Source organism: Desulfofundulus thermosubterraneus DSM 16057 (assembly GCF_900142025.1).
GTDB classification, from domain to species: Bacteria; Bacillota; Desulfotomaculia; order Desulfotomaculales; family Desulfovirgulaceae; genus Desulfofundulus; species Desulfofundulus thermosubterraneus.
In genome coordinates this window covers 35,325-57,913 of sequence record NZ_FQZM01000021.1, presented here as the reverse complement: position 1 = coordinate 57,913, position 22,589 = coordinate 35,325, and the positions used below count along the sequence as shown (strand labels likewise).

At 61.3% G+C, this 22,589-nt stretch carries 25 protein-coding genes; all 25 read left to right on the top strand.

Features of this window, described 5'->3' with window-relative positions; all coding sequences use genetic code 11:
* Nucleotides 1-234: 234 nt before the first annotated feature.
* The 25 genes from BUA65_RS09365 to BUA65_RS09245 all read left to right on the top strand — a co-directional run bounded on the left by BUA65_RS09365 (nucleotide 235) and on the right by BUA65_RS09245 (nucleotide 22,437).
* Nucleotides 235-2,007 (top strand): CpaE/TadZ family protein, encoded by a 1,773-nt coding sequence (locus BUA65_RS09365; RefSeq protein ID WP_072869170.1) that lies wholly within the window; start codon nucleotides 235-237, stop codon nucleotides 2,005-2,007.
* A 91-nt stretch (nucleotides 2,008-2,098) separates the two neighbouring features.
* On the top strand, nucleotides 2,099-2,698 hold the full coding sequence (locus BUA65_RS09360) for an EAL domain-containing protein (protein WP_072869168.1): 600 nt from the start codon (nucleotides 2,099-2,101) through the stop codon (nucleotides 2,696-2,698).
* Between the two features lie 3 nt (nucleotides 2,699-2,701).
* Nucleotides 2,702-3,886: a CpaE/TadZ family protein gene (locus tag BUA65_RS09355; RefSeq protein ID WP_072869166.1), complete on the top strand. Its 1,185-nt coding sequence runs from the start codon at nucleotides 2,702-2,704 to the stop codon at nucleotides 3,884-3,886.
* Nucleotides 3,887-3,891: 5 nt separating this feature from the next.
* Complete coding sequence (cpaB, locus tag BUA65_RS09350; RefSeq protein ID WP_072869164.1) at nucleotides 3,892-4,704, top strand: Flp pilus assembly protein CpaB; 813 nt, start codon at nucleotides 3,892-3,894, stop codon at nucleotides 4,702-4,704.
* Nucleotide 4,705: 1 nt separating this feature from the next.
* The gene (locus BUA65_RS09345; protein ID WP_072869162.1) at nucleotides 4,706-5,977 is read left to right on the top strand and encodes a CpaE/TadZ family protein; all 1,272 of its coding nucleotides are present in this window, start codon (nucleotides 4,706-4,708) and stop codon (nucleotides 5,975-5,977) included.
* 2 nt (nucleotides 5,978-5,979) lie between these two features.
* Complete coding sequence (locus BUA65_RS09340) at nucleotides 5,980-7,317, top strand: TadA family conjugal transfer-associated ATPase (protein WP_072869160.1); 1,338 nt, start codon at nucleotides 5,980-5,982, stop codon at nucleotides 7,315-7,317.
* A complete protein-coding gene (locus tag BUA65_RS09335; protein WP_072869159.1) occupies nucleotides 7,311-8,192 on the top strand; it encodes a type II secretion system F family protein in 882 nt (293 codons plus the stop codon). The genes BUA65_RS09340 and BUA65_RS09335 overlap by 7 nt, the downstream gene beginning before the upstream one ends.
* 3 nt (nucleotides 8,193-8,195) lie before the next feature.
* Nucleotides 8,196-9,083, top strand: coding sequence for a type II secretion system F family protein (locus BUA65_RS09330; RefSeq protein WP_084062226.1), 888 nt, complete (start codon nucleotides 8,196-8,198; stop codon nucleotides 9,081-9,083).
* 12 nt (nucleotides 9,084-9,095) lie between these two features.
* Nucleotides 9,096-9,443 carry a hypothetical protein gene (locus BUA65_RS09325; RefSeq protein WP_072869155.1) on the top strand — a complete coding sequence of 116 codons (348 nt, stop codon included), beginning with the start codon at nucleotides 9,096-9,098 and terminating at the stop codon, nucleotides 9,441-9,443.
* A 67-nt stretch (nucleotides 9,444-9,510) separates the two neighbouring features.
* A complete protein-coding gene (locus tag BUA65_RS09320) occupies nucleotides 9,511-9,702 on the top strand; it encodes a pilus assembly protein TadG-related protein (RefSeq protein WP_242656289.1) in 192 nt (63 codons plus the stop codon).
* A 12-nt stretch (nucleotides 9,703-9,714) separates the two neighbouring features.
* A complete protein-coding gene (locus tag BUA65_RS09315; protein ID WP_072869151.1) occupies nucleotides 9,715-10,131 on the top strand; it encodes a hypothetical protein in 417 nt (138 codons plus the stop codon).
* Nucleotides 10,132-10,146: 15 nt separating this feature from the next.
* Nucleotides 10,147-10,539 carry a hypothetical protein gene (locus BUA65_RS09310; protein WP_072869149.1) on the top strand — a complete coding sequence of 131 codons (393 nt, stop codon included), beginning with the start codon at nucleotides 10,147-10,149 and terminating at the stop codon, nucleotides 10,537-10,539.
* A 7-nt stretch (nucleotides 10,540-10,546) separates the two neighbouring features.
* Nucleotides 10,547-10,744 (top strand): hypothetical protein, encoded by a 198-nt coding sequence (locus tag BUA65_RS09305; protein ID WP_072869148.1) that lies wholly within the window; start codon nucleotides 10,547-10,549, stop codon nucleotides 10,742-10,744.
* Between the two features lie 40 nt (nucleotides 10,745-10,784).
* Nucleotides 10,785-11,039, top strand: a complete 255-nt coding sequence (locus BUA65_RS09300) for a hypothetical protein (protein ID WP_131821486.1) — start codon at nucleotides 10,785-10,787, stop codon at nucleotides 11,037-11,039.
* 203 nt (nucleotides 11,040-11,242) lie between these two features.
* Nucleotides 11,243-11,395 carry a hypothetical protein gene (locus tag BUA65_RS18255; protein WP_165613229.1) on the top strand — a complete coding sequence of 51 codons (153 nt, stop codon included), beginning with the start codon at nucleotides 11,243-11,245 and terminating at the stop codon, nucleotides 11,393-11,395.
* A 13-nt stretch (nucleotides 11,396-11,408) separates the two neighbouring features.
* Nucleotides 11,409-11,966: a prepilin peptidase gene (locus BUA65_RS09295; protein WP_165613228.1), complete on the top strand. Its 558-nt coding sequence runs from the start codon at nucleotides 11,409-11,411 to the stop codon at nucleotides 11,964-11,966.
* Nucleotides 11,967-11,973: 7 nt separating this feature from the next.
* Nucleotides 11,974-15,489, top strand: a complete 3,516-nt coding sequence (locus BUA65_RS09290; protein ID WP_072869143.1) for a TadE/TadG family type IV pilus assembly protein — start codon at nucleotides 11,974-11,976, stop codon at nucleotides 15,487-15,489.
* Nucleotides 15,489-16,022, top strand: coding sequence for a TadE/TadG family type IV pilus assembly protein (locus tag BUA65_RS09285; protein WP_072869141.1), 534 nt, complete (start codon nucleotides 15,489-15,491; stop codon nucleotides 16,020-16,022). The genes BUA65_RS09290 and BUA65_RS09285 overlap by 1 nt, the downstream gene beginning before the upstream one ends.
* Before the next feature lie 230 nt (nucleotides 16,023-16,252).
* Nucleotides 16,253-16,741 carry a hypothetical protein gene (locus tag BUA65_RS09280; protein ID WP_072869139.1) on the top strand — a complete coding sequence of 163 codons (489 nt, stop codon included), beginning with the start codon at nucleotides 16,253-16,255 and terminating at the stop codon, nucleotides 16,739-16,741.
* Nucleotides 16,734-17,285, top strand: coding sequence for a stage II sporulation protein M (locus BUA65_RS09275; RefSeq protein WP_072869137.1), 552 nt, complete (start codon nucleotides 16,734-16,736; stop codon nucleotides 17,283-17,285). Before BUA65_RS09280 ends, BUA65_RS09275 begins: the two co-directional genes overlap by 8 nt.
* A gap of 25 nt (nucleotides 17,286-17,310) precedes the next feature.
* Nucleotides 17,311-17,823, top strand: coding sequence for a hypothetical protein (locus BUA65_RS18250; RefSeq protein ID WP_072869135.1), 513 nt, complete (start codon nucleotides 17,311-17,313; stop codon nucleotides 17,821-17,823).
* 416 nt (nucleotides 17,824-18,239) lie between these two features.
* Complete coding sequence (locus BUA65_RS09265; RefSeq protein ID WP_072869133.1) at nucleotides 18,240-19,631, top strand: ATP-binding protein; 1,392 nt, start codon at nucleotides 18,240-18,242, stop codon at nucleotides 19,629-19,631.
* 247 nt (nucleotides 19,632-19,878) lie between these two features.
* Nucleotides 19,879-20,610: a prepilin peptidase gene (locus BUA65_RS09255; protein WP_072869130.1), complete on the top strand. Its 732-nt coding sequence runs from the start codon at nucleotides 19,879-19,881 to the stop codon at nucleotides 20,608-20,610.
* Between the two features lie 23 nt (nucleotides 20,611-20,633).
* Complete coding sequence (locus tag BUA65_RS09250) at nucleotides 20,634-20,882, top strand: hypothetical protein (RefSeq protein WP_072869129.1); 249 nt, start codon at nucleotides 20,634-20,636, stop codon at nucleotides 20,880-20,882.
* A 142-nt stretch (nucleotides 20,883-21,024) separates the two neighbouring features.
* Nucleotides 21,025-22,437, top strand: a complete 1,413-nt coding sequence (locus BUA65_RS09245) for a phosphodiester glycosidase family protein (protein WP_072869127.1) — start codon at nucleotides 21,025-21,027, stop codon at nucleotides 22,435-22,437.
* Nucleotides 22,438-22,589 lie beyond the last annotated feature (152 nt).

Genomic DNA, 22,589 nt, shown 5'->3' with positions numbered 1-22,589 from the left:
TTGCGGCTCAAGGCTTAGAGGTACATCATACGAAATGTCATAGCATAGTGAAAAAAGTCTCTGGACCCCTATATATAAGGTAAATACTGCCTGTTATGTTAGATTACGGTTTTTCGTATATGCGAAAAAGGGTATCTCCCCCGTCCCCGCTACAGTCGCCAGAATATTCGGAATATGGTAATGGAAACTGATGGAAGTCCAATCAGGTTCTTTCGAAGAAAGAAGGTGTTCGCCTTGCGAATTTTGCTGGCTACGGGTATCGACGCGCTCGATAAAAGCATAACCGGCGAGCTTTCCCGCCGGGGGGTGGAAGTTTTCGGAGACTTCTACCACCGCGAGAGCCTCCTGTCCCTAGCCCGGGAAAAGGGAGCGGACGTGGTGGTTCTCTCCCCCCACCTGCCCGGGCAGGCCGACACGGTGGAGCTGGTAAAGGAGCTCCGCATGGCCGGCCTGCGCGTTATACTGCTGCCCGGCCGCTGGGACGATAAAAAAGCGGTGGACCTGGCCCGGGATGCCGCTGCCCTGGGGGTCTACGACATCGTGTGGGACCCGGTCAGCCCGGAGGCGGTAATTAACCGGGTGTTGAACCCGGCCACACTGGCCGGGGCAGACCTGGAGCCGGGGGGAGAGGTCCCTGAGATGGGTGCCGGGAAGCCGGAAAACAAGGTTCCCTTCTGGCGGAAGCTATTTCGGAAAAAGATATCGCCGGGTGACAGCACTGCCAGGACGATAACCGATGGGAAACCGGAAAGCGCATCTTTGGAAACGGTTTCCGGGAAAGAGCAGGTTAAATCCCGGGACAACAGCGGGGATAGTGGGATGGGTACAGTTTCTGACGGATTACCAGCAGAGAGCATGCCCGGCAGGTATGAAGCAGTCCCGGCCCGGCGAGATCACGGAAAGCCGGGGCTTTTTAATGTGCTCCTCGTCGGAGACCGGGCAAAGAAGCTGGTTTCCGGGGTAGCTGCGAGGGGGTGGAGGGTTGCAGATAACTCTTCGGTGCCGCCGGACGTAGCGGTAGTGGACGCCGAACTCCTGCCTTCCGTACAGGGCAGCCTGCACTGTCCGGTGATCGTCTTCAGCTCCGGGCGGCTGAGTGAGTGGTTTTCGCTGGTCGACAGCGGCGTACCAATCGCGTGTAGTAGCGATGCGTGCCTTGCGCTGGCGGCCGGTTTTCTGAAAAACGGCCACAACCGGAATGTGCGGCTGGAGAACAGGGATGAGAAAGCTCTCCCGGCTCCTGCAGTCCTTTCTCCTTCCCGCAGGCGGGGGTTCGTTATCGCCTTTTATTCAGGCGCACAGGGGTATCAGGGGAAGACGGTCCTGGCCGTAAACACGGCAGTGCTCCTGGCGGAGAGAAGTCTTTCGGTATGTCTCGTGGACCTGGACACGGACAAGGCGGGCCTGACGGCGCTGTGCGGGTTTTCGGAGGACAATCCCCCGCCGGTAGACCTGATTGGTTGTGCCAGCGGAGCATTACCTGCTGAAGGTCCTGCCGGGGTGAAGCTGGTCCCCGCGCCCATCCGGAATCCCGGCTGGTTCCCCGACCCGCGCCAGGCTGAGATGCTGGTGGCCGGGCTTGCCGCGGAATACGACGCCGTAGTGCTGGACTTCGGGGCCAGGATAGCGTCTCCAGCCGTGGTGGCGGCACTCAAATCGTGCGACCGGGTGTTCCTCGTCTCGACGCCCATGCGTTCGGCGCTCACGGCAGTGGCCCGGTTCCGGGGCAGGGGCTTGGTCGATGTAGGCGGGGAAAAAGTCGCGGCGGTCATAAACCGCGTCGGGGTGAGGGGCGGCATTTCGCCCCGCGACGCCGCGAGGTTATTGGGTGTCGACGGGCAGTTCTTCGAGGTACCCGAAGACCCGGCGGTGGTCCGCGCGGAGAACGAAGCCCTTGAGGGGGGTGTGTACAGTCCCCCCGTTTTGAAAAAGAAGAGCCTGATCAGGCCGGCACTCCTGGCCATGCTGGACAGGGCGTGCCGGAAGAAGGAGGTTGAGCTGTGCTGAGTGGTTTTTACCTTCACTATCAGCCCATCTTTTACCTGCACGACCTATCCCGGGTGCTCGGGTACGAGGCACTGCTCCGCCACCCTGCCGGGTGGACGCCCCACGACTTTTACGCGAAGCCAGGCGCGTCGGGGCGATCCCGATGTGGGAGCTGAGGGTGCTGGAGAGGGCCGTCGAGGAAGTGCTCCTGCGTTCACCCGACACGTTATTCTTCAACCTCACGCCGGAGGCGTTCACGGATGCTTCCTTTGCCGTGAGGGCCGGGCGGGTGGTCAAAGGGAAGGGCGTTTCTCCGACCCGGGTGTGCGTGGAGGTGTCGGAACAGAACCTTTACGAACCCGACAGCTTCAGGCGTGCACTGGAAGAGTGGGTCAGTCTGGGTTTCTACGTGGCCCTGGACGATTTCGGTACGAAGGGGGCAAATCTGGACATCGTACTCTCCGTGAAGCTGGACTTCGTGAAGTTGGACAGGGTTCTGGTCGATGACGTCTCCCGCGACCGGTACAGGCAGAAACTCCTGACGGGTCTGGTGGAAGCGCTGGCGGAGAACGGTGTGTACCCCATACTGGAGGGGCTGGAGGAACAGGAAGATCTGGAGTGGGTGACCCGAAAAGGATGGGATGTCGGCGTCCAGGGTTTCGTCCTGGCGCGCCCCGGTGCGAGATTTTTTGTTTCTGAAAGGGGATGGTAGCTGGTGCTGCAGAGGCTTGTATTTGCCGCTCCCGAAGAGGCGTTCCGGCAGGTTGCCAGAACTGCCGGTGTGGAGTGTGTCTCCCTGAACGGGAGTGTTCCTCCGCCGGGCTCCGCAATTGTACTGCTCCGCCCGCGGGGCGACAGCCGCGTGGAGGAAACCCTCGGAGTATTGAGGGACGTTGCCGCTTTCGGGGTACCGGTGATCGTAATTGCAGGCAGCCGCGACTCAATAGGAGATGCGTTCCTGCGCGAGGCCGGGCTATGCGGCGTACCTGGAGAATGCGTGCTGTTCGTGGAGGGCGGGAAGGTTGTGGACGCCACCGGCGCGGTCGTGGCGGAAGCCCTGCGCGGGAGAGGTATCGGCGTGAACGCCGTGGTCCGGGCTGCCGAGAGGGCCGTCCGGGAGAACCTGGTGCCGGAGCCGGCCCTGTGGGAGAGCGATCTCCCGGTCGAGGAGGAAGCCCTGTGGGAAGCCGGGCGGGAAACGGAAAGCAGCTCCGAACCTCCCGTACAGCCCGAAATTCCGCGCGAGACCGGACAGGTGCGGCCCTCTCCGGTCGAGGAGTTTTTGAGTGTGTGCGGCGGGGTGGAAAGAGTGGTGGCGGTATTCGGTGTTAAAAATGGCGTCGGGGCCACCACTGTAGCGGCGTGCCTGGCCGGGGTGCTGGTCGACCACGGAGCTTTCCACCTGGAGGTATCGCCTTCGCCTACGGGCTACGTCTACTACGGACCGTCGCCGCTCCAGGCGGTATCGACCGGCACGTACGCTTATTTCGACGGGGCGAAACTCGCCGGGGAAATCCGGCGGGCGGGTATACTGGTGGCCGACGTGTCTCTGCCCGACCTGGTGGACGCCGCTTACGAGCGCGCGGCGTGCGTCGTAATCGTGACCGACGGTTCGCCGGTCAGCTTCAGGAAGGTACAGGGCCTGGTCCGGGGCGGCTGGAAGTGCGACGTGCTTGTTGTGAACCGGGTCGTGCCGGGGGCGGGTTATCCCCCGGAGGTGTACGCCGGGGAATTCGGCCTCGAGCACGTCGTCGGCGTGCCCGGCGGCCTCGACGAGGAAGCCGCCGTGAACCACGCCCAGCACGCCGGGACGCTCCCCCTGGGGAAGAGCGTGGAGCTGGACACGGCAGTGAACGAACTGGCGGCGGCGGTACTGCAAGTTCTTGAAAGGGGGCGTTAGTCTGAATGGACTTCGTTAAAAATTACCGGGCGTGGATAGTAATCTCGGTGGCCCTGGCTGTCCTGGCCGGTGTGCTGACCGTTTACACCGTCAGGTCTTACGTAGGCACGGTCAGGGTTATGGCAGTAGCCAGGGATATCGATGCCGGTCAGGTGGTGGAAGCCGGTTCCCTGGTGGCGGTCGACGTGCCGAAGGAAGTCCTGTACCCGGACGCCGTCAGGAGTGCGAGCGAGGTGGCGGGCATGGTGGCGAAGGGTTACGTCCCGGCGGGGACTATTTTGCGGAAATCCCTGTTCGTGCCGCCCCAGGCGGCGGGGGCCGCGGGCAGGCTCTCGACCCTGGGCGGGGACTTCCTGGCGGTAGCAGTACCGAACTCACTCTACACTACAGTCGCCGGGGTGCTCCAGCCGGGGGATAGGGTGGACATATACGCCCGTGCCAAGGATAATGTCCCTCCCGAGAAGCTGGCCCAGGACATCCAGGTACTGCAGGCGGGTACCGTGACTACCAGGGACGGGCAGCAGCAGACGCAGGGCGTGGTGATAGCCCTGAAGCAGGATGAGCTGTCGCGCATCCTGCCCTATTTGTTCGGCGACCAGGCGAAGCTGGTATTTGTCCTGAAGCCTGTTGGGACATCGAGTAAAGAAGGGGCTTCGACAGCAACAGGGACTGGTGCGGGTGGAACGACTTCTGGTACGGACGCGGCGGTAAAACCCGGAGTGGGCGGAAATAACGCCGCACCCAGTGCTGTACCCGAAAATCCGGCGGCAAGTAAGACTGGCGGAAATACTCCTGGATCATCGGAAGGGGGAAGGTAACGTGCCGGGACTGTTTATAGGCGGTCCTCCGGAATTCGTCCGCGAGTGCCGCGAGGAAGCGGAGAAGCAGGGAATCGAGGTCACCGGGGAAGCGGCTTCCCCGCAGGACCTCTACATACTGGTCGACAGGGTGCGCCCCGACGCCGTGCTGGTGCTCTCCTCTCCTGAGTGGTCCGCGGCGGTTGTAGACCTGGCGGGCCTCCGCCCGAACATGAAGGTGTTCAGTGCCGGGCCGGTCAGCGCGGAGACCTGGGCGGAATACGCGCGGGTGCACGTCCTGACCGTACCCGGCGAGCCGCGCAGGGCCGTGCGGGACGTCTCGTCTGCCCTGAAGCGGCTGACCCCCACGCGCTTCACGTTCGAGGAGCAGGACATCTCGCCCCCGGAATTTTCCGGGAACGGCCGGGTGCGGGTGGTGCCCTCGAAGGTGATCGCGGTATACAGCAGCAAGGGCGGCGTGGGCAAGACAACGGTCTCGTCAAACATTGCGGCCTACCTGGGTATGTGGGCGAGACAGCACGAGGAAAATGGTTCCCCGTGCCGGGTTGCGCTTTTAGACTTCAACAGCGACGGCTCCACGGGGGTCTACACCTGGTGCCCGGCGGGTAAACCGAAGACCGTGGCGCTCTGGAGCGATTTGGCAATACCGGCGGGCTGGCAGGACGTTGAGGCCTGCATGAATTACCACGGCGGGGGCAACGTCTGGTACCTGGCACCTCCCGCGACCCCCGCCGAGCGGGAAGGGTTTACAGCCGAACTGGCGGAGAAGATATTCTCCGTGGCAAAAAGGTTCTTCTACTTTGTCGTGGTGGACATGGGCGTTGCCCTGGACAGGAGGGACCCTGCGGTGGTCGCCCTGTCGTCGGCCAGCGACGTGCTCCTGGTGAGCGATTTCGACCCGGACACGGTGCGCCTCCTGGCGAACTCCTATAAGAGCGAAGTCAAGTATCTTGTGGGTGACCCGGCCAAGGTGTCGCTGGTGATCAACTGCGTGCACCGCACCTGGTACGGCGTGCGCGACCTGTTCAATTTATTCGGGCGCGACGCCGGCGGGATGCTCCCCCTCAAAGGTGAACTGCCCCTGGATCCGAAGGTGGAAAAGTACAAGTTCAGAGGCGCTCCTTTAGCGTGCTTTGAAGCCGGTACCCCTTTTATCAGAGGGATCGGGAATTTGTGCCGCAACATACTCGGAGCGGACATCGCCATTCACACGCAGGAGCGCCGGAATCTGCTGGCAAAGCTTAAAGCAAAACTTGGAAGGGACGGGAAATAGCAATGTCTCTTTACCTCGAAAAACTCAAAGGGGTTTCGGATGAGAAGAGGGCGCCCGGGGCCGAAAAAGAAGAGCTTCTCGACGCACTCCGTGAAGACTTCTTCCGGGAAGCCTGGAGGACGGACCCGGACGCCCTGCGGGATAAGGATAAAGCCCGGCGGCTCATACGTGGCATCGTGGCGGCGAAAAACCTGCCGCTCGTTATTGTAGACGAACTGTACAAAGACATCTACGGCTGGGGGCCGGTATCGGAGCTGATCGAAGACCCGGCGGTGACGGACATCTGGATCAACCGCTACGACCAGATCTTCTACGAAAAGAATGGGCGGATATATGACTGGCCCAAAACCTTCCTGTCCGAGGAGCACCTGCGGCGCTTCGCCGTCCGCATGGCGGCCTCCGTCGGGCGCAAGCTCGACGAGTCGCGGTGCATAGAGGACTTCCGTTTGCCGGACGGTTCTCGGGTGGTGGCCGTGCTTCCTCCCGTGGCCGTGCGCGGCACCACGGTGACCATCCGGAAGTTTTCGCGGCTCTTCACGCTGGAAGAGCTGGCGGAAAAGGAATCCTTCCCGTTCCATCTGGTCAGGATGTTTGAACTCATGGTCAAGGCCCGGCTGAACATATTCACCGCCGGGGGGATGGGATCCGGGAAGAACACCCTCCTCAACGCGCTGATGCTCTGCGTGGAGTCGGACGAGAACCTGATCTTCGTGGAGGACCCCGCCGAGTCGAAGGTGGGCCTCCCGGACCCCGAACGGCCCGACCTCCCGACGCCGCGGGTGCGGGTATTTGAGCCCCGCCGGGCCGGGGTGGAGGGGACGGGTGAGATCCCCCTCTCCCTGATCTTCGAAAAGTGCATGCGGATGAAGCCGACCAGGATACTCTGCTCGGAGTGCCGCTGCCCGATAACCACCTACTATACGCTGCAGGCCATGAACATCGGCCACCCGGGCTCCATGTCTTCGGTGCACGTGGAGGGCATAGAAGAGGTGCCCCTGCGGCTCTCGGACCTCCTGGCTTCTTTCCCCGGCGGCGCCTACGGGCAGCTCGCCGCACGCATCGGGAAGGTGGCCTCCGCTGAAGTGGTCATCTTCCTGGGGCAGATCAACGGCTACCGGCGGGTTCTGGACATCGGGGAGATCCGCCGCCGGGGGCACGACGAACTGCCCGAAGTGGTGCCCCTGTTCACGTTCCAGATCGAAGGTTTCGGGGACGACGGCAAACCCGTGGGTGAGCTCAGGCCCACCGGGGAGGTACCGGAATTTTTGAAGAAGCGCAAGCTCTCCCTGTTTTTGACCCCGGAGGAAATAAGCGAACTGAGGGGGTTTTTTGAATGCTGACGGTCGTCGGTATCGCCGTATTTATCTCCGTCCTGGCCGCCGCCTTTGCCCTGATGGGGTACCTCCAGAGGAACCCCATCCTGGAGCGCGTGGAACCGCCCGGGAAAGGTGGGCAGAAACTCGCCTCCGACCTGGCCGGCTTCTGGGGGCTGTCTGAACTGTGCCCGCTGACGTTCGAACAGGCACTGACGTTCGGGGTTTTGAGCGCGGCGGCGGCCTTCGGCCTGTCGGCGCTCCTGGTGGACGTTCTGGTTGCGGTCGCACTTGCGGCACTTTGTTTCCTCTTTGTCCCGAGACTTGCCGCGAAGCTGGCCGCGAACAAGAGGGTGAAGGATTTCAGGTCCGCCCTGGAGTTCGGCGTGGACGTACTGCTCGCGGGGCTTTCGGCCGGGATGACGCTGGAAGCGGCCCTGGCCGAAGCGGGCCGCACGTCGCCCGAGCCGGTGAAATCGGAGTTCATCCGGGTGGCGGAGGAAATAAAAAACGGGGAATTTCCGGTGAAGGCGTTCGAGGGTATGGCCCGGCGCATCCCCTGCCTTGAGTCGGAAGAACTCCGCGACGCTATAGAGCTGTACACCCGCGTGGGCGGCCCCGACGCGCTCGGGCTGCTCAAGTCCGTGGTGGCCAACCTCCGGGAGGGCATGAACGCCCGCTTCCAGGTGGACCAGTACGTGCGGGGTGCGAAGACCACGGCGGTCATGGTCGCGCTCGTTCCCGTCGCTTACGTCGCGATCATGGCCTTCATCGCCCCGGACCTTTTCGGCACTCTGGTCAGCACCAGCACGGGGAGGACGGTCATCTTCGGCTGCCTCCTGGTGTTCGGCTTCGGGGCGTGGATGCTCTGGAACATCCTGAGAGGCATCGAGGATTTTTAAATTATGGGGGTGTTGCCGGTGTACTTTCACTTTACCGTCCCGCTGTACGTTCCCCTGCTGGCCGCCGCGGCGGTCTTTGCTTTTATGGTGGGGCTCCGCCTCCGGGCCACGGCGACGGTCTTCGACCTGATGGGGCCGCGTCCCTCACTGCGTGAGCAGGTTTCCGTATTCGCCGATTCTCTGGTGAAGCGGTACCCGAAACTCGCGAAGCTTCTCGGCCCCGAGGACGTGGAGGAGAGGCTGGCGCTGGCGGGCAGCCCGCTGGGGCTCAAACCGGAGGAATTTTACGCCCTGCGCCTGAGCGCAGCGGGGGTCGCCGCGGTGGCCGTCGCGACGGGACTGCTGTCCGGCAGCATATTCGCGCTCCTCCCGGCACTGGTCTTTAAGGCGCCGGACTGGTGGCTGTCGTATTTGATCACGGAGCGGCGCAGGAAGATGAAGCGCGAGTTCATGCAGGTTGCCTCCCGGCTGGCGACGGCCCTTTCCGGCGGCCTCCCGGTGAACGACGCCTTGGAGTGGGCCGCCTCGGGGGCGCGCCACCACCGGGCGGCGCTCCGCGAGGAGCTGGCGAAGAGCATCGAGAAAGCCCGGACGGGCACGGCTTTCGAGAAGGTGCTGGACGAGTTTGCCACGCGCACCGGACTCCTGGACGCGCGGCGGCTCGCCACGACGGTGATCCAGGCGCAGAAGTTCGGCGGGAGCATAGCCGACAAGCTGGCTGAAGCCGTGCGGGACGCCAGGGAGAGGAGGAAGGCCGAGATCATCGGCCAGGCTCAGAGCGCCGAGCGGAAGCTCCAGGTGGCGGTGTTCGTCATGGCCCTCCCCACGGTGTTCCTGACCCTTGCCCCCATGGGGATCACCCTCATGCAGCAGGGCCTCTTTGGGCCGTAAGGGGGAATTTGGGTGGACGGATTTGACGCCTTTTCCGGTCTTTTGAGCGGCATCGACGGCGTGCTGTTTTTGTTTCAGTGCGCGGCCAGAAAGGCCGTCCTGTTCATGCAGGGCGGCCCCGTGCTTCTCGTAGTTATTTCGGTTTTCCACATGGTGCTCCGCGGTTTTCTCTCCCCGTTTATGGGGCGGGCCGGGGCGAGCCTGGCGGCCCTGGGAGCGGTGGCCCTGTGTATAGGGATCTTCGGCTTCAGGGCGGCGAACGACCCGGCACTTTTCTGGGCCGTGCTGGCCTGGGCAGCGAACGCGGGTGGGGCCGCGGCGGCCCAGATAGCGTATTCGCTGCGGAAAGGGGGGATCTGAGATCAGGAAAGTTTTCAGGCGTATCTTCCGGTTTTTTAAGGACGAGCGGGGCGACGCTGTGCTGGCTATGTACCTCATCATGATCTTCTGCGTTCTGGGCGTGCTGGCTTTCGACTATACCCGGGCGCACGCCGTGCGGGCCAGGCTGAGGACGGCTTCGGACGCGGCGGCCCTTGCGGCGTGCATGCAGGCCAGAGTCGTGCCGGAGTACGAGTACGTGATGTATGATGCAGCCGGCAATGTGACTACCGACCCCTAAAAGGCGGCGCGGGTGGAAGCGAAAATTGTCGGGTACCACCGCGACTTTCAGGGGGTGGAGGCCCGGGCGCTGGCCGCCGCGCGGGATGCGTTCCGGAAAAACCTTTACGGGGAGAAAATGCCCGTAAAGGATGCGGCTGTACCGGCAGGGTTTGCTCCACCGGGTTCGGGGAGCGTCTCCAGCACGGACTACACCGCTACCGGCAGTGTGAGATACGATAAGCCGAAGTATACCAGGGACGGGGAGGAGTATTACGACGAGTACAGGTTTGAAGGTTCGGCGGGGGTCAGGACGTTCCTCCTGGCAGGCCCCCTGGGGAAATGGTTTGCGGGGATGGTGCGGCAGGCTCCGCCCGGTACGAAGTGGCAGGGGTTGATACCTCTGAAAGCGGAGGGTACCGCGCAGGCCCTGGCGGAGAAAGACCAGTAGGGGGAGGGAACCGGTTTGTTCCGGAAGTTTTTCCTGTCGGATAAAGGGAGCATCGATGTTATTCTCATTGTTGCAGTTGGCGTGCTCTGTGCGGTCATTCTTACAATTAACGTCGTCCGCCCGCCCAGGACCGCTGAGGATTTGACGCTGCTCAACAGCAGCATACTGTCAGTACCCGCATCCCAGTGTGAGATCAGGGGGATTCTGCGGAAAAATTCCCCTGCAGCCCTTGTTGTGGTGGATAGAGAAGGGCGGGTAGTGGATACCGTTCCCGATGCCCGCGTATGGCTGGCGACGGATGACAGGCTCTTGATCCTAACGAAAAGGGAGGATTCCTCCAGAATACCACCCCTGTCCGTCAACCACCTGCGGTTGGTCCTGGAACCTCAAAACGGGGAAAGGAGGTGACCCCGGTATGCTTGAAGCGGTCAAGTCTTTCCTGCTGACCGAGGACGGCGGCGCAGTGGAGTGGATTCTTACCATCATCGCCGGTGCGCTGATAGCCGCGGTGGCCTACGGCAAGCTGAAGGGGACTCCGGGGAACCTGGGGCAGTCGATCACTAACGCAGGAACGAACGCTTCCAATGCGGTTACGAACTACATGAAAGAGTAAATGGGGCGGCTCCGTGCCGCCTTTTCTTTTTTTAAGGAGGGTGGTTTTAAATTTGTTTCACTTTCTTCTGAAGGGAGGTGAACCGGGCATGCTCAGCGCGGCGAAGAACTTCCTGGCGGCTGAGGACGGCGGTGCCGTGGAGTGGATCATCACCATCATTGCCGGCGCGATCATCGCTGCCGTGGCGTACATCAAGCTGAAGGGCGCTCCCGGGGACATCGGCCAGAGCGTCCAGGACGCCGGCACCGCGGCGAAAGGCGTGGTGGACCAGATCCGGCCGGCGGGCATTCAGTAAGGGCGCTGGAGGGCGGGGCGGTTGCTGTCCCGCCCTCCTTCTTTTTTTCAGGGGGTGGTGGGTCGTGCTTGCTTTCCTGCGCGACGAGTCCGGCAGTCACGTGGAGTGGCCTGTCTTCATAGTTCTCGGGGCGTGCCTGATCGCGGTCCTGTGGAGACTGGCGGGACCCGCTCTTGCCAAATTGGTGGGGAGGTGATCGGTTAATGCGTTTCCTGCGAGACGAGTCCGGGGGCACTGTCGAGTGGCTCCTCTGCATCATCGGCGGGGCGCTCCTGGCAGCCGTAATCATGAAATACCTGAAACCGGGCGTGCAGGGCGCGGCCCAGAATATGGGCAATGCGCTGCAAGGGAAGTAGTAAGGGGAAGTGGGTGTTCACATTGGAAATTGTTGAAAAAGTTCTGTGCGCGGCCTTCCTGGCCGCTGCTTCGTTATACGACGTGTATCATTTCGTGAAGGACAAAAAGGGCCGCATACCCAACTGGCTCAACCTTTCGGCTCTGCTCGCGGGATTGGCCCTGCACGCCGCTTCCGGGGACCTCCCCGGGTCGATCTCGGGTGCGGTGTGGGGCCTGTTCTTCGGGCTGGTCTTCTACATCCTGGGCCTGTTCGGCGCAGGGGACGCGAAGATGCTGGCCGGTATGGGTGCACTGGCCGGGCAGGAGGTGACTTTCCTGACCCTGCTCTGCGGGTTGGTTTGTCTCGTTTTGTGGTCTGCGCCGCTGAGGCTGCGCAGGGAGGGGGTCAGGAAGTTCTGGGAGCACGAGAAGCAGGGCCTCTTCTTCCTGGCCGCCCGGATTAGGCTGAAGCCCGTTCCTCCGGAAAAGTTCGACCCGTCCAGGCTCCCGCTGGCCCCCTTCGTCGTAGCCGGGTATTTGGCCGCACTTATCCTATACAAAACGGGGGTGGTGGTTTTGTTTCATCCGTAAGCTTTTCTTGCGGTTTTTAAAGTCCGACCGCGGCTCGGCGCCCGTCATCGGCTTCGTGATCCTGGTGCCTCTCCTGGCGGTGCTGATATACGGCATTGCGTGGCTCAGCCACCTGGGCGACGTGCAGAACGTGGTCGAAGAAGCCGCCCGGGCCGGGGCCAGGTGGCTGGCGTCAAACCCCGGCGACATCGAGGGCGCGAAGCAGAGGGCGGCGGAAGTGGTGTTGGGTTCGTTCACCGTTAAGAAGGACATCGACCTGGGTGACAGCCTGAAGAACAAGCTACTCGGCAGGCTGACTAAAGTTGGGAACAAGTACTACATCGGGAGCAACAGGGTGAAGCCCGCGACGGAAGCCGTGAGGCAGGACATGGAGCGGCTTCTGAACCGGGTGGTGCTGGCGGACGGCTCCTGGGTGGAGGCGGATGTGTTCGAGGCGAAGGTCGTTACGACCGACCCGCCGGAGACGCAGATGGTGCAGCAGCAGGGCGGGAGTTCCACCGGTCAGCCCGGCACGCAGGGAAGCCAGACGGTAAGCCAGGTCCGTCACCCCGGCCCGTTCCCGGCGGCCGTTTTGGCGCAGTACGGCCAGGGGACCTGGGGAACGGGGTGGACTTCATCCACACAAACCGTCTTCACAAACGGTGCTTTGCGGTTGCAGGTAAGTTCCCACTACGCCAACGCATGGAGCAACCCGTGGTCGCCGCCCGGGGGTGGCAAAATTAAGCGCATCCACATCAAGGGTAAGAGCGAGAGGAACTACGACTACGGCTACGTCTACGGCTGGAACGGATCGTCCTGGGTGGAGCTGGCGAAGCGGTGCAGTCCCGGCTACAACCAGGAGTACGACGAGTGGATAGACGTATCCGGCAAAAACATCACCCAAATAAGGACAAGGTTAACCACGGATTATAGCGTGCTCTACAGCCCGACCTACGTCGACGTGCCCGAGGTGGAGGTGGAAAGCGGGGCGAGCTGGCCCGACCCCGGCGCATGGTGGATCTGGGGCCAGCCCGGGGCCGGGGGGTGTGCCCCGAACGGCCAGGAAGTGACGTTGACATCGCCGGTCTGGTGGACTGCTGGTTACAGCAAATACAGGTTATACGCAACGGCGGACGACTGGTTTAACGTGCGCGTGGACGCGACCAATGTTCTCCAGGGTTCAGGCCAGGGGGTGAAGACCTGGGATTGGGAGCCGGGTCCCAGCCGTCCCGTCCAGTTCGCGGTGACCGCCCGGAACGACTACGGCCCGGCGGGGTTCCTTTGTTCGTTTAAACAGACGGGGTGGCACTGGCCCACTTCGTATACGCCCCAATCCATGTCGGGCGGGCTGGTTAAGTACCCCGAGTGGACGGTTCCCTACGCACAGTGGGTCACCATCACGGCAAAGGACCGGTACGGCCGGGCCGTACCCGTCTACGTGGGAACAGGTACTTCCGGGGGCAGCCAAATTGTTTCTACCGGTGGAGCTGTCCGGCTCCAGGTGAATTCCCACAATGTCAACGCATGGAGCAACCCCTGGTCTCCGCCCGGCGGCGGGAAGATAAAGAGGATCCACATCAGGGGCAAGAGCGAGAGGAACTACGACTACGGCTACGTCTACGGGTGGAACGGGTCGTCCTGGGTGGAGCTGGCGAAGCGGTGCAGCCCCGGCTACAACCAGGAGTACGACGAGTGGATAGACGTGTCCGGCAAGAACATCACCCAGATAAAGACCAGACTGACCACGGACGGAAGTGTGCTCTACAGCCCGACATACGTTGACGTGCCCGAGGTGGAAGTGGAAGCATCGGGGTGGGTAGCGAGCGGAAACGGTACGCTCTGTTTCTACGCCTACCCCAACACGAGGTACTCCGTGTACGTTGGGGCGTCGTCGTCGGGAGGCAGCAGCGTCCAGTCCACCAATGGTGTTCTCCGCCTGCAGGTGAGTTATCACAGAGCTGATGTATGGAGCGGTACATGGTCGTCATCCGGTCGGAAAATCAAGAGGATCCACCTGAAAGGCAACAGCGAAAGAGGTTGGGATTACGGCTACGTCTACGGTTACAGTAGCTCGTCCGGTTGGGTCTTACTTGCGAAGGAAAGCGGCACTTACGACAAGTGGGTGGATGTGTCCAGTCAAAACATTACGGATATACGAACCAGGTTGACCACGGATGGTTCGGTGCTCTGGAGTCCCACCTACGTTGACGTCCCCGAGGTGGAGGTGGAGGCCCAGTCAGTGCAGGGTTATGACGTCACCGTAGACCTCGACGGCGGGGTTGTGCTCCGCTCTGATTCCTCCTGGCGGTACACCCCCGTGGACGGGGTGCGCTACGGTACGGCGACCCTGCCGCAGAGGGTGGTTCCGGGGGCGGAATTCACCGTGAAGATCAGCGCCACCAACCTCGCCCGGAAAGAATGGTTCGCGTCCAGGCCCTCCTGGTGGCCGAACAACTGGAACAGTCCCGACTCCTGGCGGACGAACTTTTCGTACCACTGGTACAACGATAAGGGCAGCCTGGTCGTCCAGGACGGCTTGAGGACGGGTCTGCCTTACAACATCCCGTCCGGTGGGACGGCAAACCTCGACCTGAAAGTAAAGGCCCCGTCCCAGCCGGGCAGGTACAGGCTGGTCATAGACGGGGTGCAGGAGTACTGCGCCTGGTTCGGCCCGCTGCAGGGAGTCAACTGGCCGACGCTCGAAGCGTGGATCGACGTAGGGGGCATAGATTACAGCGTCTCCTACGACCCCGTCCAGGTGCCTGAGTACATGGTGGCCGGGGAAACCTACACCCTCCAGGTGAGGGCTGAAAACACCGGTTCCCTGACGTGGACGCCGGGAGGCAGGTTCGGTCTGGCCTACCACTGGTACGATAAGAACTCCGGCAGGGTCGTCGTCTGGGACGGCACGCGGGACTATGTGGATTACTCAGTGGCACCCGGGCAGACCTACACCTTCAGCCTGCCTGTGACCGCGCCGCCCAGACCCGGTACCTACATCCTGGAGATCGACATGGTGCGGGAGGGCGTGACCTGGTTCAAGGACAGAAACTGCCCGACCGTCAGGGCGGACGTGGAGGTGCCGCAGGGGGACGTACTGAAAGGGCTCCTCACCTACGACGGCGAGGACTACTGGGTGGGGAACACCATGGTGCGTTCCGCCGGGCCTGACCTTTCGAAATACGCCGGCAGGAAGGTCATCCTCTGGGGCAGGAACACGGGCCAGAAGGAGCGGTTCTTCCGGGTGACTTCAATACAGGAGTATTTCCCGGGCGATTGGACGGCGGTGACCACTTTCGACCCGGATAAAGACGTGCTGTGCAACGACCCCAGCAGGGGCGACCCTGACGCCCCAATGGGTGACCCCGTGGGGCAGAGACGGACGGACGGCTACGCTTACTGCCGGGTGACGTACCACTACCCCGTACCGCTCAGGAAATTCTGGGAGTGGGCTTCCGGCAAAGGTATGTGGAAAGGTTCGGAACCGCCGTCGAAGAGCGTCACCGGCGAAGCTTTCTTTGTGTCCGGGGAGGGCGGTGACTGATGCTGGCACGGTTTCTCCGTTCCGAGCGCGGTTCCTCCGTCATCGGGTGGGTTCTCGTCCTCCCGGTGCTATTCTTCTTCGCGGCGTTCGGTTTCGTGTACTTCTACACAAACCAAATTAGGGCGTGCGCGGCCATGGCCGCGAGGGAGGGCGCGCGGGAGTACGGGATCCAGCTCGGCCAGGTGGATCAGGCCGATGCGAAGTCCATGGCGGAGGGACGCGCCCTGGACGTGATGATACAGGAAAGGTTGCTCCCGCCGGATGCGGGGTTCTCGAACCAGATCCCTCCCCCGGGAAAGAGGGGAGCAGGCATATCCTTTTCCGACGACGGCACGTGGGCCAGGTGCACTATCACTTACTACCTGCCGAACCCGCTCCCGGCAGCACCCAGGTTGCTCAAGTTGTTTTGGAAAGACCAGACTTCCGACGAAGGGGAGACTTCCGATGAAGGGGGGTGGTGGCCGACGCACTTCAAAATCACGGTGACCGGCGCGGCGAAGCACGAATACAGGCTGGAGAATCTTAGCGGCTGAACGGGAGGGTTTGAAACGTGGATTCTCTCGAATTGTTGAGGCGGGACTGGGATTCCGAAGGGAAAGCTTTCCCGGACAAAAAACTGTGCCCGTTGAGACAGAGGTCAGTCAACGGCAGAAATTATTTCGGTCCCTGCTACGGAGAAAAATGTGCATGGTGGGAGTCTTCTAAAGGTAGGTGCGGAGTTTCTGTTGTTTCCGTTTTTGCGATGAAAGGATGGTGATCTGCTTTGCTGATCTCCGGGAAGGGCAAAGAACTGTACGATAAGGTGTCCAGGACGACGCTCGCCATGACCGCTGTACCTGCGGCGTCGGCCCTGCTGGCCGGGGGAGCGTGCTGGCTTTTCGGGGGGCGCGAACTGCTGTCGTTCGGCGGCGTGTCGGCGGCTGCCGCTCTGCTGGGTGCGGCGGTATCCCTGGGGCTGAGGCGCGGGCTGCTCGGGAACCTGGGCGGTGCGATCCTGGAACTTGCGGCTGAAGCCGGAAACGAACAAAACGACAAAAACACGGCTCCGGCTGGCGCGCGGTCGCTGGTGGCCGAACTGAGGGAACTGCTCCGGCAGGCCGGGGAAGAAGACCGGGCCGAACGGCGGGAGATGGAAGAGGCGTTAGCCCGGGCGGGCGAACGCGCCCGTGAGACCCTGGAGCTGCTCGACGCGGCCAGGGAGAAGCTGGCGCCGGTAGCGAGAACCGGCGGCGGAGATGGTGCCGTTGTTTAAGCACCGTCTGCCCGGTTATGTTGCTCTCTACAGTGCCGTTTTTGTTATCTTTCTCGCGGTGGGGTATATACTCCACCACCGGATATTAGCGGTACTGATGCCGTCGGTCAATGCTTCCGTCGCCGCTGTCGGTGCGGTTGAGAAAGCGGGCGGCAACCTGCCCGCAATCCTCGCGCTGGCGATATTCGTCAAGAACGCCCTGGTGGCGGTGCTGGTTCTCACCTTCGGAAAACGGCTTTTCGGGGCGTTCCCGGCTTTCGTATTGGCCGTCAATGCTCTGGTCCTTGGGGCGGTGTACGGCGATACGGTGTCTTCCGGTACGCCCTGGAGCGAAGCGGCACTTTATTTCGTGCCCCACGGGGTGATAGAGATTCCCGCGCTGGTGGCGGCGTGCGTGCTGGCCGTTCGCGGGACGCTGAAAGAGAGGCTGTTGAACGGAGCAAAATACCTTGCCGTTCCGCTGGCGCTGGCGGCCCTGGTGGAAGTGTACGTCACACCTGCACTGCTGGAAATAGTCTGGGCGGCAAAAAGGATTGCCGCCTGAAAAATTAAATGAGGGGGAATGCCGATTGCTGTACTTGCGCAGGAGCGTTTTAGCGGTCATCGTCATCGCGTCCCTGCTGGTGGGGTTCGCCGGAGGTTTCGGGGGCGGGTACTACAAATTCGTCTACGCCCCGAAGGTGAAGGCCCAGGAGATGGCGAAGAAGCAGGAGGAGGAACTGAACAAAATGGTTCGGCACGGGGAGGTTGTATCCGTTGAACCCGACAGGCTGACCCTGAAGGTCGATAAAGGCGGCGGCGACATCGGCAAGACCATCACGGCCAGGACCACCGAGTACACCTCGGTGCAGATCGGGATGGGTTTCGTGAACAAACCGGGTGAGAAACTCGACCTGACGAAGTGGTTCAAGCAGGGCGACTATGTGGACGTGCTCTACAAGGACGGCCAGGCGCTGGCACTGCACCGGGAACTGAGGCCGGGGGAGCAGGGGCCGCAGCCTCCGCAGGAGCCGCCGGTTCAGGGACAACAGCAAGGTCAACAACAGCAGGGACAGCCGCAGGGGCAACAACAGAAGCAGTAACGGAGGGCCGGGGATAACCCGGCCTTATTGCTTTCTAATTGACAGACGATACCAGGCATGAAAATGCAGCCTGTTCCTCCCCTTACCCAGAGCAAAGCGAGAGAATGAAGTAAGCCACTTTCACCCCGCCCCTTGAAGGGGGCGGGTCTTCCCGCGGCCATCTTATAATCGTATTCCCGCTGGGTATCCTGTTCATCGCGGTGTGTAGGGCAACTGTCATATCCCGGTAAAGTATCCGCAATGCTGTATGCGGTGAGTTTAGCGAAAGCAAAAAGCCTGTCTGAATGAATCTAATGAAAGGTTATGAAACAATTAGGAGGTACCTGTATCCGGTGCGCGCGAAACTAGAGCGGTAGTTGATTGGAGTGCCGGGAACCCCGGCCCTTTTTGTTTTTTCGGGAAGGAGATGGTTGTTTGTGCCTGCACTCGGCATAGTGCTTTCAGCCACCTATGATACTTTTAAGTTCCGGTCCGCGCTGAGGGTCCTTTCTGACAGCTTCGTGGTGACGCCTCTCAATGGAAATGCTTTCTTGTTCGGGCGGGTGACCGGGGCGAAAACCGAGTCTCCAAATAACATAATCTACGAGGTCAGCGTCCTCCGGCGCGGGGAAACAGGCGGCAGCGAAGTGACATTCTTCGCCCCCCGGGAGACGGCCGTACCGGGCGCGGAGGTGTACGAACCCTCTCCCGGAGTGGTCGCCCGTGCGCTGGGTTTCGATATGGACCCCGCGAAATCCCTGCACGTGGGCCGCGCCGGGGACGTGGACGTGTGCCTCCGGCCGGATGTACTACTCCGGCACATCTTCGTCGGGGGCACCACCGGTTCCGGGAAATCGTACTTCGCCAGCGTGCTGATGGAAGAACTGGCGGGACTGCAGGTGCCCGCCGTCGCGATGGACTCCCAGGCGGACTACCTGGAGCATGTTAAGGCCCTCGGCGGCGCGGTGGTACGCCCGGGTGTGGACTACACCGTGCCGCTGTCGTCGCTGACCACGGAGGAAGCCGTGCAGATGGTGGCCGCCCTGGAGGGGACGCCGGGCTATGACCTGTTCGCCTTTTCGTTTGCCGCGCTGCAGAAGGAGATAGATGCGGGCCGCAGGAAGACATTCACGCTGACCGACCTTTTAAAGCAGATGGAGCAGGACGGCATGCACGCTTTGAGGCTGACCGGGTACGAGTTCCGGGTGGCTATGTCCCGCGTGGAGGCGTCGATCAGGAGGCACCGTTTCCTGGGGACGATGGGGCGCAATTTGGACTGGGCAGCACTTCTCAAGACCGGGAAACCCGTGGCGGTGGACTGCTCTTCCCTGGACCTCCTCCAGCTCCAGCTTGTTGTGGGGGCCACCCTGCGGGAGCTCCAGAGGCTGCGTCTGGCGGGGAAAATACCGCAGTTTGTGATATTTCTGGACGAGGCGCACCTGCTGGTACCCTTCGACAGCGAGACCCCGTGCAAGCAGGTGATCAGGGAATGCGTGCGCATCGGGCGGCACTACGGGATATGCACGGTGCTGATCACCCAGAACCCCCTGGACATAGACCGGAAGATAATCAGCCAGTGCAACACGCGGGCGGTCTTCGCCATCGAGCCGGACCAGCTGGAAGCCCTGCACGGCATCAGGGCGGACGCCACCCCGGCCATGCTGCGGGGCATACCGAAATTCCCCCGCGGGACGTGCCTCCTGTCGGGGACGTACGAGACGGTCAGGCATGCAGTGGTGGTGAGGGTGAGGGAATTGAGGAATGTGCGAAACGGTCAGGCGCAGAAAGATAATTGTAATTGCGGCATCCTCCGAGAATTAACGTATTAAGGAGTAACAGTAAGATCATGTCAAGAAATAAAATTGGCAAGAGGATACTCGAATATTTTATGCCAACAACAAGGACGGAAATGTTGGACTATGTAGCCATTCTGGTTGAGTTGATTTTATGTTTTATATCAATGTACATCTATTGCGGAAATATCTCTCCAGTTTTGATACTGGCAGTATATCTCTTACTTAACACTATAGTACTTTTGGTATATTTTTGGTGCAAAGGAGGGAACGGAACATAAGTTTGACGGCGATTTTCTTTCTGTCCGGCCTGTTTGCCGGCAGTTTTCTGAACGTGGTCATCCACCGGGTGCCGCGGGGAGAGTCGGTCTTTTTCCCCGGTTCCCGCTGTCCGGCGTGCGGCCGCAGGTTGGCCCCGGTAGAACTTGTACCGGTGTTGAGCTATGTATGGCTGAAGGGCCGGTGCCGGCAATGCGGGGCGAAAATAAGTCTGCGGTACCCTCTGGTGGAGCTGCTTACCGGCCTGCTGTTCGCATCTTTGTTCCTGCGTTTCGGTATTAGTTCGGCCCTGCTGAAATATATGGTTCTGGCCTGCGTGCTGGTCGTGGTGACCTTCACCGACATAGAACACATGCTCATTCCAGATAAAGTAATAGTCTTTGCGGTCGTTTCCGGCGCTGTCCTGGACCTGGCATTGGGGGCCGACCCTGCGGCTGTCCTGCTGGGGGCATTAATCCCGGCGGCATTCCTGTACTTTCTGGCTGTAACCACGAAAGGCGGCGTGGGCGGTGGGGACATCAAGCTGGCGTTCGCCACCGGGTTATTTCTGGGGTGGAACAATGTCCTGGCCGTAATGGTCGCGTTTATCCTGGGCGGCCTGGTAGGGACAGCACTGCTTGCCAGCGGGAAAAAAGGCAGGAAAGACGCTATGGTGTTCGGGCCGTTCCTGGCGGCGGGTATGCTGGCATCGGCACTATGGGGCCAGGCAGCGGTCAACTGGTACTTAAACAGGTAGGTACAGAAAGGAGCAGAAATCCAGTGAGACTGATCGCAGCAAAAAGCATAAGAAAAAAGAGCGGGTCCCTTTTGAGTTTGATTACCGGAGACGGGGGAACATACACGGACCTGGCTCCTTTCACAATGATGCTTGCCTGTATTGCAATATGTACTTTAATAGAAGCGCATACAGAAAAACACTTAAGCTTCATTTGGCTGACAATATTCAGTGTATTTACAATAATTCCTGTTTTATTGTCCTTTTTCACAGATTTAGAGGAAAGGGAATGAAGGAATGTGTCTTGGAGTGGCATCTCGGAGGACAGGGTACCGGCGGTGCACTGGCAGACGGAATAGAACACCCCGGCAGGATTCCGGTTTCTGGGGAAGAAAATATACCCAGCCATGTATTGTTCAGGGGAGGGGAAAGGAAATGCGCAGATCGCCCGTAATGGCAGCTCTGTTTGTGGTACTGGTTGCCCTGTTGATCCTGCCCGGCCTCGCTGGGGCGGGCACGGCATACAGGGGGATTAAGGTACAGGACCGCGTCCTGGTGCCCCTCCGGGGTGTGCTGGAAGCCCTCGGTGCAGCGGTAGCGTGGGACGGTCCCGAACGATCCATCACGGTTCAAAAAGGGGACAGGGTTATTTCCCTGAAGGCAGGTTCGAGCCGTGCCAGGGTAGCGGGGAAAGAAACTTTCCTGGACGTGCCGCCCCGCGAGGTCGGCGGCATTACCTACGTGCCCCTGCGCTTCGTTTCCGAGGCTTTCGGGGCAAAAGTGAGCTGGGACGAAAAGACCGGCACTGCTGCCGTCAGCCTGGACGGTAAGGTTGTTCAGGTAAAGGTGTCCAGCGGCGGGAGTGCTGGTATCAAACAGTACTCCCGCCAGGTCGGGAATATCAGGGCGACGGTAGTGGAGATCCCGCCCGGTGCTCCCGTCAGGGCCGTGGTCGCACTTGCCCACGACAGGATAGGCGCGACGGAAGACCTGGCTTCGATGGCGAAGCGCTACGGTGCGGTGGCCGCCATCAACGGCACCTTTTTCGAAGCGTATGGCGGCATACCCGAACCGTGGGGCACCATCATCAGGGACGGGAAGGTCGTGCATGTGGGCAATGTCGGCTCCGTGGCGGGGATAACTTCCGATGGCCGGGTTAAGATGGATACGGTGCGCATAAAAGTTGAGGGCGGCACAGGTGGTTCTTATGAATGGCCTAACAACTGGTACGCCTACGGTTTCAACAGGACGCCGAGCCCGGGCGGCAGCGCGGCGTACATCTACACCCGCGAACGCGGCAGTTCCCTGGGATTCGCTTACGGCACCTCGGTGGTGGTTTCCGGCGGGAAAGTGGTCAGGGTGGTGGAAAACCAGGACGTGACGATCCCTGGCGACGGTTTCGTGGTCAACCTCACCGGTTCGGAACAGTACCTGCGGGACCGTTTCGAACCGGGGAAGAGCGTCAGCTACCGGGTAGTCTTTGAGGACAAGGACGGCAGCAGGCTGGACTGGTCGGACGTAGTTACTGCCGTGGGTGCCGGACCCAGGCTTCTGGCCGGGGGCCGTATCACCGTCGACCCGGCGGGCGAAGGATTCACCAGCGCCAAGATCTTAACGGGCGGGGGAGCGAGGAGCGCCATCGGCGTGAAACCCGACGGCAGCATTTTACTGGTGACGGTACCCGGCGCGACCATCAGGCAGCTTGCGTCGGTTATGAAAGAACTGGGCGCCGTGGACGCCATGAACCTCGACGGCGGGGCGTCGTCGGGGCTTTACTACAAAGGCCGCTACCTCACCACTCCGGGCCGCAGGATAAGCAACGCCCTGCTGTTCGTCCCTGCTTCGTAGGCAGGCAGCGGGTCTTGAAGGGCCGGGAGCAACCCGGCTCTTTTTTTCGGAGGTGGTTTTGGGTGAAATTAGTCCGGAACGAGATTGTTATTCTGTGCGATGCCGTTGTCACGGTATTTCTGGCCCTCGGTTTGTGCTCATACGTTGTTTCG